This is a genomic window from uncultured Allobosea sp. (assembly GCF_945957345.1).
In the GTDB taxonomy this organism is placed as follows: domain Bacteria; phylum Pseudomonadota; class Alphaproteobacteria; order Rhizobiales; family Beijerinckiaceae; genus Allobosea.
On sequence record NZ_CAMFKW010000026.1, the window covers coordinates 60902 to 72898 of the forward strand.

Sequence of the window (11997 nt, forward strand, 5' to 3'; positions counted from 1 at the left end):
GGCCGAGTTGAGATTATCCGGGAGAGGTTGTCAGCATGACGGATTTCCGGAGTCTCGAGCTCTTCTATTGGGCCGCTGAACTCAACAGCTTCAGCCGGGCAGCGGAACGAGCCAACACGACCCAACCCGCCGTCTCGCAACGGATCGCGGCGCTTGAAGCCGAGCTCGGCGTCAAGCTGTTCGATCGCAATGCACGTTCGATCCGCCTGACGCATCAGGGGCGCAAACTCGTCCAATATGCTGAGCGTTTCCTGATGCTGCGCGCGGAGATGTTGTCCGAAGTCGGCTCTACCGTCGCCATGAGGGGCGTCTTGCGCCTAGGCGTTTCGGAGACGATCGCGCAGACTTGGCTCAGCCGCTTCATAGAGCGAGCCCATGCGGTCTACCCCAACATTGTCATCGACCTAACGGTCGACGTCTCTTCGGTCATGCGCGAACTCCTGGGGCGCGGCGATCTCGACCTGGTCTTCCTGCTGGGTTCGGTCCACGAACTCACCACGGCAAGCTGCGACATCTGTGCCTACCCACTTGCCGTGATTGCCTCGCCCGATCTCGAACTGGGTGACGAGCCGCTGAGCATCGCCCGAATCCGAGAATTTCCGGTCATCACCTATCCCAGGACGACGGCGCCTTACCAGCGGCTGCGTGAGGCACTGTACGATCCGAGGCAGCCGCCACCGCGCATCTTCGGCAATTCCTCGCTGACCACCATCGTACAGATGACGCTCGATCGGATCGGACTGAGCCTGATCCCGCCAATCGCCGTGCAGAAGGAACTTGAGGCCGGCCGCCTGCGTATCGTCGATTCGGCGCTACGGCTGCCGGACATGGCCTTCAAGGCCGCTTTCTCGCTGACGCTGAGCGGCAGCCTCGCCCGGCCCATGGCTGAACTCGCCCAGGAGGTTGCACGCGCCTATGACGCTCAGGCGCCGGCTCGGTTGGTCGCCCGCGACCGCTTGTGACATCCTGCAGCTATGGCAGAGGCAGGAAGCAGAAACGCAGGTTTCCGGTTTCAAGCCAACGGCTTGTGCGCAGCTCGCGTGCCTTGGCTGCATAATGGAATCTTATTGTGATCCATCCTTAATCACGATTGGACTAGTCAGCTTGAGAATGCCCCATTGTGCCGTGACAAACAGCACGATCGAGGCTCCGGCGCGATGGCTCAGGCAAGTTCTCTGACGACATGGCGTGGTCTGGCTGGAGCCGGCGACGCAGCTTCGGCACTAGCAGTCCGGCTGGCCTGCCGCGACGGCTCGCTGACGGGTCCGACATCGGGTTTGGCGCCGGGCTTTGTCCAGGGCAATCTCGCGGTCCTGCCGGCCGATCTCGCCGCCGATTTCCTGCGCTTCTGTCAAGCCAATCCGCGTCCCTGTCCGATCATTGGCATGTCCGATGTCGGCAGCCCGAGAATTTCCGCGCTTGGCGAAGACCTCGATATCCGCACCGATTTCCCCGGCTATCGCGTCTGGCGGGAGGGCGAGCTGATCGCCGAGACCCATGAGGTTATCGATTACTGGCGCGATGATCTGGTCTCCTTCGTGATCGGCTGCTCGTTCTCCTTCGAGGAGGCGTTGCTGCGGGAAGGCATTCCGTTACGCCATATTGAACGAGGGACCCGCGTGCCGATGTTCCGCACCACGATCCCCTGCGCGTCAGCCGGCCGTTTCGACGGACCGATGGTGGTCTCGATGCGGCCGCTGAAGGCGGCGCATGCGATCCGCGCCATCCAGATCACCTCACGCTTTCCGGCGGTGCATGGCGCGCCGGTTCATATCAGCGATCCCGCGTTAATCGGCATCCGCGACATCGCGCGGCCGGATTATGGCGATCCTGTCGAGGTGCTGCCGGACGAGATCCCTGTGTTCTGGGCCTGCGGGGTCACGCCGCAATCGGTCATCGCCAAGGCGAAGCCGTCCTTCGCGATCACGCATGCGCCGGGCTGCATGCTGGTCACCGATCGCCGCAACACGGAGTTCGCCGTCATCTGACGTTTTCAACCTGCCGGCCGGCAACGAGCCACGCAGTCACCAGAAGAAGGAGGGATTACGATGAAAAAAAAGCTGCATTGCTTGAGCCTTGTCGCGTTTTTGGCGCTCGCGCCGCAGATGGCCCTCGCCGGAAAGGCCGACGACACCTTCAACGTGGCGTTTACAGTTGAGCCCACTACGATGGACACTTACAAGGAGACGACCCGTGAGGGGTACATCCTTGCTCGCCTGATTTATGACTGCCTGATCGAGAAGGACACCTCGACCGGCGAGTTCAAGCCGTCGCTTGCATCGTCCTTCAAGGTCACCGACGATACCACGCTTGATTTCGTGCTGCGCACCGACGTGAAGTTCCACGACGGCACGCTGATGACGGCCGACGACGTGGTCTATACGCTCAATATGGTATCCTCGAGGGAATACGGCGCCCGCTACCAGATCGCCGTCGACTGGATCGAGAGGGTCGAGAAGACCGGCGAGAACGCGGTCCGCATCAAGATGAAGCGGCCTTCTCCGCTTGCGCTCGAGATGCTCGCAGGCAATCTGCCGATCTATCCCAAAGCCTACTACGAGAAAGCCGGACCGGCCGGCATGACGACGAAGCCCGTCGGCACGGGGCCCTATCGCCTCGTCGAGGTCTCGCCCGGCTCGCGCTACGTGTTGGAGCGTTTCGCCGACTATTACGCGGGCAGCCCGAAGGGCCAGCCCGCCATCAAGCGCATCGTGGTGCGCGTCCTGCCCGAGACGAACACGCAATATGCCGAGCTGATGAACGGCAGCCTCGACTGGGTTTGGAAGGTCTCGCCCGACGACGCGCGCCGCCTACAGAGCCGGCCGAACCTCAAGGTCCAGAGCACTGAAATCCTGCGCTACGCGTTCATCGGCATCAATCCCAACTTCCAGGACAAGAAGAGCCCCTTCGCCGACGTCCGCGTCAGGCAGGCCTTCAACTACGCGGTGAACCGCCCCGCGATCATCAAGGCCTTCGTCGGCGGCTCCGCTCAGCCGGCCTATGCGCCGTGCTCGCATCTCCAGTTCGGCTGCACCTATGATGTCGATCGCTACGAATTCGACGTCGCCAAGGCGAAGGCGCTGCTCGCCGAAGCTGGCTATCCGAACGGCTTCTCGACCGAATTGATGATCTCCTCCACCCCGAAGGAGCAAGCGGAGGTGATCGCGGCCAATCTGGCCGCCGTCGGCATCAAAGTGACCCTCAACTTCCAGCAATACGCCCCGGCCCTGACGGCCTGGCGCGAAGGCCGCATTCCGCTCCTGATGGGCAACTGGGGCTCCTATGGCGTGGCGGATGCCGGGCTAAGCATCAGCAACTATTTCTCTGGGACGGCCGACGACCAGGTTAAGGACAAAAAAGTGATCGACCTGCTGGCCAAGGCCGATAGCTCGATGGACCGCGACCTGCGCAAGAAAGACTATCATGAGGCGCTGAAGATCATTGCGTCGCAGGCCTATCTGGTTCCGCTGTGGACCTTCAACGTCAACACCGCCTTTAACGCCAGCCTCGATTTCAAGTTCGACGCCGACGAGTATGCGCGTTTCTACACCGCCAAGTGGAATTAAAATTGCTATGAACCAATCAACGCGCTATCCATACAAGGTCCCCAGCCGCGTTTATGACGAGGTAAGGGCTAAGGTCAGTGATCGGGCGAAGGAAATCCACGCCGACGCACTGGTCTGGGACATGACTCTTCCCTTCGGCAAAGGTTGGATGTCGGACGAACTGATATTCCGCTACCGGAACAGCGGATGCGACCTCGTCTCGCTAACGATCAACGACTTTCCGGGTTCGATCCAGGGCACAACCCAGAACATCGGCGCGGTGCACTCGATGGTACGGCGGCTTAGTTCGGACTTCGTCCTGGCGAAATCGGTCGACGACATCCTTGCGGCGAAGGCCAACGGCAAAACTGCGCTGATCTTCAACCTGCAGGAGACGAATCCGCTTGAGCGAAACCTCGACATGATCGAGGTCTATTTCGAGCTCGGCGTGCGCCACATGCTGATGGCGTATAATATGAAGAACTTCGTCGGCGACGGCTGTGCCGAGGAGACTGATTCAGGTCTCAGCCGGTTCGGCGTCACGGTCATCAAGGAGATGAACCGGGTCGGCATGCTAGTCGATGGCACACATTGCGGCTATCGCACCTCTATGGAAGCGATCGAAGTCTGCGAGGGGCCATTCATCTTCTCGCATTGTGTTTCGCACGCCATTTATCCTCACTACCGCAATATCCGCGACGACCAAATCAAGGCCTGCGCCGCGACCGGAGGCGTCATCGGCGTCAATGGCTGCGGCTTCTTCCTGGGCGACATGGCGGGCAGCGTCGAAGCGATGTTCCGCCATCTCGACCGTATCGTGTCGCTGGCGGGGCCTGAGCATGTCGGGCTCGCCCTGGACTATCTGGATAACCCCAAGCCGTTCTTCGACAGTCAGGACGCCAACCCCAGCATGTGGCCGCTGCTGGACGGCAAGCCCCATATGCGGGCCGACTACGTCCTGCCCGAGGAACTCCTGCTACTGACGGACACCATGCTCCGGAACGGCTACAGCGAGCAGAATGTGCGCGGCATCCTCGGGCTGAACTTCCTGCGCGTCGCAGGTCAGGTCTGGAAGTAGCGATCATGCGCCGGGCGAGCCTTGCGGCTCGCCCGGACTGGAGAATCGGCACGGAATCTCGGTAGGGCTGCATGCTCACATATTGTTCACAGCGCGCGGTCTCGGCCTTGCTGCTGATGCTGCTGATCTCCCTGGTGGCCTTTTTCCTGATCTTCGCGTCCGGCGACCCGGCCGTGAAGATTGCGGGCGAGGCCGGGACGGCGGCGGATGCGGACCGCATCAGGGAGGCGCTCGGCTTCAACAGGCCGCTCGCCGTCCAGTACCTGTCCTGGCTCGGGCACCTCCTGACGGGCGATCTCGGCCGTAGCATCTATTTCAACCAGCCGGTAGCGACGCTCATCGCAGATCGCGTCAGCACGACGCTGACGCTCAGCGTTTCGGCGATGCTGCTGGCGGTTGCCGTGGCGCTGCCGCTCGGCATCGCGGCGGCGCGCTGGCAAGACGGTCTCGTCGACAAGCTCGTGCTCGTCTTCGCTGCCGTCGGCCAGGCGATGCCGACCTTCTGGTTTGCCCTGCTGATGATCATCGCCTTCAGCGTCAACTGGCAGATCCTGCCGACCTCGGGTTCCGAAACCTGGCTCCATTTCGTGATGCCGTCCCTGGCCCTGGCCTATTTCGCGATGCCGACCATGCTGCGCTTGACCCGCGCGGGCATGATCGAGACCCTGGAGGCCGACTACATCCGCACCAGCAAGGCCATGGGCATCCCGGCTTCGCTGATCCTTTTCAAATACGCGCTGCGCAACGCCGTGGTCCCGGTCGTCGGCGTCTCGGCCGCGCAATTCGGCTCGATGCTGGCGGGGTCGATCGTGATAGAGAGCATCTTCGCCCTGAATGGTGTCGGCCGGCTCGCGTTTGAATCGATCCAGCGCAGCGACCTGTCGACCGTTCAGGCGCTCGTGCTGTGTTTTTCTTTCGTCTACATCGTGCTCACCTTCCTGTCCGACCTGCTGAACGCCTGGATCGATCCCCGCATGAGAAGCATCTATGGCAACCCTGCTTGACGCCGCGGAGCGGCCTCGGCGCCGGCTCACGCCGAAGATCGATTTCGGCAAGGCCAGCCTCTATCTGAGCGGGCTCGTCATCCTGCTGATCGCCCTGGCCGCGATCTTCGCGCCCCTGCTGGCTCCCTACGATCCCTATGCGCAGGACCTGCTGCGGCGGACCTTTCCGCCCTTTTGGATGGAAGGGACGGACCATGCCCACTGGCTGGGCACGGACCATCTTGGCCGGGACTATCTCTCGCGGCTGATCTACGGCGCGCGCATCTCGCTGACCATCGGCTTCGTGACCGCGCTGGTCTCCGGCTTCATCGGCACGGCACTGGGCGTGACGGCCGGCTATTTCGGCGGCCGGGTCGATGCGGCGATTTCATTCGTGATCACGGCGCGACTCGCCATTCCGGTCATCCTGGTGGCGTTAGCGGTCGTGGCGATGGTCGGCTCCTCGTTCGAGATCGTCATCGCGGTGCTGGGGCTGCTGCTGTGGGACCGCTACGCGCTGGTCATGCGGGCCGCGACGCAGCAGTTGCGCGGGCGTGACTTCGTGCTGGCGGCGCAGATCCAGGGTGCCAGCCATTGGCAGATCGTCCGCCACGAGATCCTGCCGAACATCGTTCCGCCGCTGCTCGTCGTGATGACGGTCGAGATCGCGCAAGCGATCATGCTCGAGGCGGCCCTGTCGTTCCTTGGGCTCGGCGTACCGGCGCCCCTGCCGTCCTGGGGGCTCATGCTCCAGGAAGGGAAGGCCAACGTCCTGTTCGACCCTTGGCTGATCACTATACCGGGCGCCGCTCTCTTCACGCTAGCGCTCGTGGACAAAGGGTATCCATAGTTTGACTGCGGCGATAGCGACGAAGCCGAGGTAGGATTCTTTGGTCTTGTCGTAGCGGGTCGCGACGCGTCGCCAGTTCTTGAGCTTGTTGAAGAGCCGCTCGATCTGGTTGCGCCATTTGTATTTGGCTTTGTCGTGCGGGATGGGCTCGCGCCGATTGCTCTTTGCCGGGATGACGGCTTCGATGTCGGCCTCAGCGATCTCCTCGCGGATGGCGTCTGCATCGTAGCCCTTGTCAGCGAGGAACGCCTCGATCCGGTCGGAAATCATCCGGAAAAGGGGCGCAAAGCCCTGGGTGTCGTGGGTTTGCCCGGGCGTCAGGAGGAAACCGAGCGGACGGCCTTTTGCATCGCATCGGGCATGGAGCTTGGTGGTGAAGCCGCCGCGCGATCGGCCAAGCGCCTCGGCCTGCTGAGCCCCCTTTTTATGCCGACCGCACAATGATGTGCCCGGACAACCGTGCTGTCGATCATGTCGGCGCTTCGATCCCGCTCGACCAGTTCGGCCAGGGTTTCGAGCATCGCCTCGAATACGCCGGTCTCGACCCAGCGTCGGTAACGGCGGAAGACGCTGTTCCACTTGCCATATTCGTCAGGCAGATGCCGCCATTGTGCGCCGGTGCGCGCCATCCACATCATGCCTTCGAAATAGCGTCGATTGTCCTGGGCAGGGCGGCAGCCGCGCCCTCGTTCAGCAGGAAGAAGCGGACCGATCAGCGCCCATTCCTCGTCCGTCAAACCAATCCATTCGCCCAAGGCTGCCTCCAAAGAGGAGCCTTGAATCAAAACCGGATTCCGCAGTCAACCTTTGTCAACGAGCGCTAGCCGGTTTGATGCACGCTCGTGCACAGTCAGCGCAAAGATGTCAAATCTATGTAACTAATTGAATTGGCCGAAGGGCGACGCATTCTCAGCGCGCAGAGCGTATCAAAAATTTGAATCATCTCAGCAATCTTGATTCAACAATTCAATTAGTCACGCCCCCTGATCCGGGATCACATCCGGACATGGCAAGCTTCGAATATTCAAGCCCGTCGACGCTCTATCGCATTGACCGCGGGCGCAATATGCAGCGGTTTTATTCGCTGTCGACCTCCCCTACCCTCTTCGGCGGTACTTCCCTGGTTCGAGAATGGGGGCGGATCGGGTCAATTGGGCGGCGCCGGGTCGATCTCTTCGAGACAACTGCGGAGGCCGAAGCCGCCCAGGACGAAATTGTCCGGACGAAGCGAGCCCGAGGCTATCAATCAGATCGCGGCCCGTGAGGATCAGGTGTAGACCCCGGCTTTAACTGTCTCGAGATATTCGAGCACCAGCGGCGCGCGTCCCTCGGCGACCAAATCGTACGCAGTCTTTCCCGACAAGCCTGGAAGCGGCAGGCTCTTAAACCGGGTAGCCGCTTCCTCACCGGCCATCTCGGCCCAAGTCTTCAGAACCATCTCAATCGTGCTCAAGGCAGCGTCAACCTTTTCCGAAGCCTGCTTCGTGGCCCCGGTGCTGCCCTCGAAACCGACTAGCCGATCCAATTCGGCGACCGTTATTCCCAGTCGCCTCGCTAGCCGATGGCTTGTGGCTTCCATGAGAGCCGAGGCGGCACTTGCGGAGTCTCGATCCTGCATCGCCTCATCTCTCCTCAAAGCTCTTTGTGAACTCCGAAATGTGTATCGCCGGCATCCCGATCGCCCTGGGCCCATCGATGTCGGCCGATTGCGTGTCGCCTACGAATAGAATCTCCTGGGCAGCGAACCCGAGCCTTTCGCACACGAGGTGGAAGATTGCCGGGTCAGGCTTTGCCAAGCCCACCTCATAGGAAAGCACCAATGCATCCGGAGCGCTGGGCAGGCAAGCGATCAATGGAGGCCCATAAGGCATTGCTAGATTGGAACAAATTCCGATCTTAATCCCTTCCCGCTGCAGCTTCTTCCAGATATCGGCGATACCGTCGCGCAATTGAACCGAGGTAATTTCGGCCTGCAGATCGCGTTCGAGCTCGCCCAATCGATTCACGTCGAGCCCGGCCGTGAGTGATCTCGCGACGGATCGAAGGTCCAGGGGCTGCGTCAGGACCTGGTTGGCGTTAGCGCCTGACGGATACTCACCGAGGAGCGCTCGGAACGGCCGGCGCTTGTCGCCAATCTCAACGACAGTGCCGAAAGCGTCGAAGCAAACCGCGCGGACCCCTGCCCTACCCAGCCACCGATTTCCCAAGGTCGTCAATCGCGGTATCTCCGTCGCATGCGCCTCTGGATTCTATCCGATCTCCACGCTGAGCAAAGCGCGCCTGTCGCTCTTCCTGAGCCCGGTGAAGAATTCGATATCGCCGTGATCGCCGGCGACGTTCACGGCAGTTGCGCCGCGGCCGTAGAATGGCTTGCTGAAGCTCCCAAGCTGCAGGGAAAGCCTGTCGTCTTCGTCCCCGGTAATCACGAGTTCTTCGGTTCGGTTCTGCAGGACAACCTTGCTGCGGGTCTCGAGGCTGCTGCTCGCACTGGCGGACGCGTTCATCTCCTTCACCGGGCGGCAATCACTATTGGCTCCGTCCGCTTCATCGGTTGCACCCTCTGGACCGACTACCGCCTGCTCGGAACACCGAAGGCATCCATGGTGCTCGCCGGCGATGAGCTAGATGATCACAGGCTGATCCGCTATCGCGAAGCCAACGGACACATCAGCCGTTTCATGCCTGTCAACGGCGGTCGGATTCCAGGCCAGCGTGGCGGAGTAAAAGCAGGCCACTGGCGTTGGGGAGCGGCGGATATGGCGAGGGCCCCGATCGGGGCCCTGGCCATATCGCGCTGCCGGATTGCTCAGGCGATGATCTCGCCGGTTTCGGGATCGGCTTCGTCGGCGGTGGCCTGGTTTTGCTCCGCCGCGGCGGTGGCGCGCCGGCGGCCGGCGGATTGCCTGAGGCGGTAGCTGTCGCCGTTCATGGCGAGGATACTGACGTGGTGGGTCAGCCGGTCGAGAAGCGCGCCGGTCAGCCGCTCCGATCCCAGGACCGAGGTCCAGTCCTCGAAGGGCAGGTTCGAGGTGACGATGGTCGAGCCGCGCTCGTAGCGCTGCGAGAAGACCTCGAACAGGAGCTCGGCGCCGGTCGGCGACAGCGGCACATAGCCGAGCTCGTCGACGATCAGCAGCTTGACTGCGGATTCCGACGAGACCGGCCGGGTAATCCAATAATTATCGGCGGCGGCGGCCTCGTCGTCGAAGGCGCTGGCCTCGAACTTCTGGATCCAGATGCGGATCAGGTTGCGCGACAGATCGTGTCGTCGAGCGAGGCTGTGGAGCGTCTCGCCCGCCAGGTAATCCTGAACCACCTGGCGCTTGAATTCGATACTGTGGGAACGATGTCGAACCATGGGCTTTCATCCTTCGAAAGCCCGGCTCCTCGGTCAATTGCCCGCCGTCACGCTGTCCGCCTCAAGGGGCGCACTCCACTAACGGGTCACTTCTCGGCGGAAATCAACACACCTTCGCCTTGAAGGCCGACGTGTGGTTCCGCCGCGGTCGTTTCGTCATGGTTTCTCCTGTCGCGGCCATCATGCCGCCTTCAGGCAGAAACTCCACTTATCCGACCTGTCCAGTTTCCCCGAGCCAACTCTGTTCTTCGTCTATCGTGCCGTAGGCAGGGCTTCCAGCCGGGGAATGCCGGCGCCCGGTGCGACCGTCATCGCCGACGCCAGCAGCCGCCTCGTATAGGGTTTCTGCGCGTTCTCGAATATCTCGGCCTTGGGTCCGTATTCGACGATCTTTCCGCGGTAGACCACAGCGATGTTCTCCGCGATGTGCTCCATCACCTCGAGGTTATGGCTGATGAAGACGTAGGTCAGTTTCAGCTCCTTGCGCAGGTCGTGGAGCAGATTGAGGATCTGCGCCTGCACCGATACGTCGAGCGCCGATGTCGGCTCGTCGCAGATCAGGGCGCCGGGCCGCAGGGACAATGCTCGCGCGATGACGACGCGCTGGCGCTGCCCGCCCGAGAGCTGGCCCGGAAAGGCTGCATGCGTACGCTTCGGCAGCCCGACGAGGTCGAGGAGATCGTGCGCGCGCTTCAACTGCTCAAGCCGGCTGCCCATGCCGTGCAGGCGCAACGGATGGGCGACGGCATCCTCGATCGAGCGCGACGGGTTCAGCGAGGAGTACGGATCCTGGAAGACGAACTGCACCTCCCGCGAAACCTGCCGGCGGTCGATCGTCTCCATCGAGCGGCCGTGCAGCAGCGCGTCCCCGCTCGTCGGCTGGGTCAGCCCCAGCATGAGCTTGGCGAGGGTCGTCTTGCCGGAGCCCGATTCGCCGACGATGCCGAGGACCTCACTGCGGTTCACGGTCAGGCTGACCCCGTCGACGGCATGAAGCGGGCGCCGTCTCCAGGCGCCGTCCCGGACATGATAGGTCTTGCGGACGTCGCGCAGCTCGAAGACCGGTCCATCGGTCGCGTTGTCAGGCACGGGAGGCAAGGCTGGTCTCCTCAGCGGTCACGATGCATCGCGCGAGATGCCCGCCCGGGTGCTCGAGCAAGGCAATATCGTCGTCGCAGGCGGGGCGCGCGAGGTCGCAGCGCTCGCGGAAGCGGCAACCGCGCAGCTCGCCGACGAGCGACGGCACCGTGCCGCGGATCGTCGCCAGATGCGCCTCGCCGCTGCGCGCATTGCTGGGCAGGCAGCACATCAGGCCGGTCGTATAGGGGTGTCGGGAGCTGCCGAAGATCTGCGCGGGCGTCCCGCTTTCGACGACCTGGCCGGCATACATCACGCAGATGCGGTCGGCGATGCGCGAGACGATGCCGAGATCATGCGTGATCAGCACCAGCCCCATGCCGAACTCCTTCTGCAGCTCCATCAGCAGATGCAGGAGCTCGGCCTGCACCGTGACGTCGAGCGCCGTGGTCGGTTCGTCGGCGACGATCAGGTCGGGCCCGCACATCAGCGCCATCGCGATCATGACCCGCTGGCGCAGCCCGCCTGAGAGCTCGTGCGGATACTGGCCGAGCCGCTGGGGCGCATGCGTGATGCCGACGCGTTCCAGCAGGTAAAGCGCGCGCTCCTTCGCCTGTGCCCGCGAGCCCTTGCCGTTCTTTCGGAAGACGGTCGTCAACTGGTCGCCGATCGTGAAGACCGGATTGAGCGATGTCATCGGCTCCTGGAAGATCATCGAGATGCGGCGGCCCCGCAGCCCGGCGATGGCGCCACTCCGCTGGGACAGCTCGTCGCCGTCGAAGATCAGCGCATCGGCGCTGCGCTTCGCTCCCGGCGGCAGCAGGTCCATGATCGCCAGCGCGGTCATCGACTTGCCGCAGCCGGATTCGCCGACGATGCAGAGCGTCTCGCCGCGTTCCACCGAGAAGCTGACGCGCTGCACGGCGTGAAGGGGCCCCTTGGAAGTCGGCAGCACGACCGAGAGGTTCCTGACATCCAGAAGCGTGCTCACATCCGGCCCCGCTTGTTAGTGATCTTCTTCAGGGAGTCGCCGAACACGTTGATCGCGAGCACTAGGCTTCGTGGACAAAGGGTAGCCAGAGTTTGACTGCGGCAATGGCGACGAA

At 62.5% G+C, this 11997-nt stretch carries 12 protein-coding genes and 3 pseudogenes; 8 read left to right on the forward strand and 7 right to left on the reverse strand.

Annotation, left to right across the window (positions count from 1 at the left end; translation table 11 throughout):
* Positions 1-35 precede the first annotated feature (35 nt).
* The 6 genes from Q0Q36_RS14385 to Q0Q36_RS14410 all read left to right on the forward strand — a co-directional run bounded on the left by Q0Q36_RS14385 (position 36) and on the right by Q0Q36_RS14410 (position 6456).
* Positions 36-962 (forward strand): LysR family transcriptional regulator, encoded by a 927-nt coding sequence (locus Q0Q36_RS14385; RefSeq protein ID WP_293798873.1) that lies wholly within the window; start codon positions 36-38, stop codon positions 960-962.
* Positions 963-1157: 195 nt separating this feature from the next.
* The gene (locus Q0Q36_RS14390) at positions 1158-1988 is read left to right on the forward strand and encodes a putative hydro-lyase (protein ID WP_293798874.1); all 831 of its coding nucleotides are present in this window, start codon (positions 1158-1160) and stop codon (positions 1986-1988) included.
* A 60-nt stretch (positions 1989-2048) separates the two neighbouring features.
* Positions 2049-3566, forward strand: a complete 1518-nt coding sequence (locus Q0Q36_RS14395; protein WP_293798875.1) for an ABC transporter substrate-binding protein — start codon at positions 2049-2051, stop codon at positions 3564-3566.
* Between the two features lie 7 nt (positions 3567-3573).
* The gene (locus Q0Q36_RS14400; RefSeq protein ID WP_293798876.1) at positions 3574-4623 is read left to right on the forward strand and encodes a membrane dipeptidase; all 1050 of its coding nucleotides are present in this window, start codon (positions 3574-3576) and stop codon (positions 4621-4623) included.
* A gap of 71 nt (positions 4624-4694) precedes the next feature.
* On the forward strand, positions 4695-5627 hold the full coding sequence (locus Q0Q36_RS14405; RefSeq protein ID WP_293798877.1) for an ABC transporter permease: 933 nt from the start codon (positions 4695-4697) through the stop codon (positions 5625-5627).
* The gene (locus Q0Q36_RS14410; protein ID WP_293798878.1) at positions 5611-6456 is read left to right on the forward strand and encodes an ABC transporter permease; all 846 of its coding nucleotides are present in this window, start codon (positions 5611-5613) and stop codon (positions 6454-6456) included. Before Q0Q36_RS14405 ends, Q0Q36_RS14410 begins: the two co-directional genes overlap by 17 nt.
* Here the strand turns inward: Q0Q36_RS14410 and Q0Q36_RS25115 are convergent.
* Positions 6427-7241, reverse strand: a pseudogene (locus tag Q0Q36_RS25115) (IS5 family transposase). The gene Q0Q36_RS14410 and the pseudogene Q0Q36_RS25115 overlap by 30 nt on opposite strands.
* A gap of 221 nt (positions 7242-7462) precedes the next feature.
* On the opposite strand from Q0Q36_RS25115, the gene Q0Q36_RS14425 reads away from it, so the two are divergent.
* Positions 7463-7720, forward strand: a complete 258-nt coding sequence (locus Q0Q36_RS14425) for a WGR domain-containing protein (RefSeq protein WP_293798881.1) — start codon at positions 7463-7465, stop codon at positions 7718-7720.
* 3 nt (positions 7721-7723) lie between these two features.
* Here Q0Q36_RS14425 and Q0Q36_RS14430 read toward each other — a convergent pair whose 3' ends face one another.
* Positions 7724-8074, reverse strand: coding sequence for a DUF2384 domain-containing protein (locus Q0Q36_RS14430; RefSeq protein WP_293798882.1), 351 nt, complete (start codon positions 8072-8074; stop codon positions 7724-7726).
* 4 nt (positions 8075-8078) lie between these two features.
* On the reverse strand, positions 8079-8672 hold the full coding sequence (locus tag Q0Q36_RS14435) for an HAD family hydrolase (protein WP_293798883.1): 594 nt from the start codon (positions 8670-8672) through the stop codon (positions 8079-8081).
* A gap of 18 nt (positions 8673-8690) precedes the next feature.
* Here Q0Q36_RS14435 and Q0Q36_RS25120 point away from each other — a divergent pair, with 18 nt between their 5' ends.
* Positions 8691-9371 (forward strand): metallophosphoesterase, encoded by a 681-nt coding sequence (locus Q0Q36_RS25120; protein WP_367187175.1) that lies wholly within the window; start codon positions 8691-8693, stop codon positions 9369-9371.
* On the opposite strand, the pseudogene Q0Q36_RS14445 reads toward Q0Q36_RS25120, so the two are convergent.
* The 4 genes and pseudogenes from Q0Q36_RS14445 to Q0Q36_RS14460 form a co-directional block, all read right to left on the reverse strand.
* A pseudogene (locus tag Q0Q36_RS14445) lies at positions 9263-9604 on the reverse strand (ATP-binding protein); the annotation flags it as partial. The gene Q0Q36_RS25120 and the pseudogene Q0Q36_RS14445 overlap by 109 nt on opposite strands.
* A gap of 102 nt (positions 9605-9706) precedes the next feature.
* Positions 9707-9814: pseudogene (locus Q0Q36_RS14450) on the reverse strand (helix-turn-helix domain-containing protein); the annotation flags it as partial.
* A 252-nt stretch (positions 9815-10066) separates the two neighbouring features.
* Positions 10067-10903, reverse strand: a complete 837-nt coding sequence (locus tag Q0Q36_RS14455; protein WP_293798890.1) for an ATP-binding cassette domain-containing protein — start codon at positions 10901-10903, stop codon at positions 10067-10069.
* Positions 10896-11882: an ABC transporter ATP-binding protein gene (locus Q0Q36_RS14460; protein ID WP_293798885.1), complete on the reverse strand. Its 987-nt coding sequence runs from the start codon at positions 11880-11882 to the stop codon at positions 10896-10898. The genes Q0Q36_RS14455 and Q0Q36_RS14460 overlap by 8 nt, the downstream gene beginning before the upstream one ends.
* Between the last annotated feature and the right edge of the window lie 115 nt (positions 11883-11997).

Excerpts from the sequence above, each read along its gene's own strand:
- Q0Q36_RS14385 (WP_293798873.1), top strand. The coding sequence starts at position 36 with ATGACGGATTTCCGGAGTCTCGAGCTCTTCTATTGGGCCGCTGAACTC.
- Q0Q36_RS14390 (WP_293798874.1), top strand. The coding sequence starts at position 1,158 with ATGGCTCAGGCAAGTTCTCTGACGACATGGCGTGGTCTGGCTGGAGCC.
- Q0Q36_RS14395 (WP_293798875.1), top strand. The coding sequence starts at position 2,049 with ATGAAAAAAAAGCTGCATTGCTTGAGCCTTGTCGCGTTTTTGGCGCTC.
- Q0Q36_RS14400 (WP_293798876.1), top strand. The coding sequence starts at position 3,574 with ATGAACCAATCAACGCGCTATCCATACAAGGTCCCCAGCCGCGTTTAT.
- Q0Q36_RS14405 (WP_293798877.1), top strand. The coding sequence starts at position 4,695 with ATGCTCACATATTGTTCACAGCGCGCGGTCTCGGCCTTGCTGCTGATG.
- Q0Q36_RS14410 (WP_293798878.1), top strand. The coding sequence starts at position 5,611 with ATGGCAACCCTGCTTGACGCCGCGGAGCGGCCTCGGCGCCGGCTCACG.
- Q0Q36_RS14425 (WP_293798881.1), top strand. The coding sequence starts at position 7,463 with ATGGCAAGCTTCGAATATTCAAGCCCGTCGACGCTCTATCGCATTGAC.
- Q0Q36_RS14430 (WP_293798882.1), bottom strand. The coding sequence starts at position 8,074 with ATGCAGGATCGAGACTCCGCAAGTGCCGCCTCGGCTCTCATGGAAGCC.
- Q0Q36_RS25120 (WP_367187175.1), top strand. The coding sequence starts at position 8,691 with ATGCGCCTCTGGATTCTATCCGATCTCCACGCTGAGCAAAGCGCGCCT.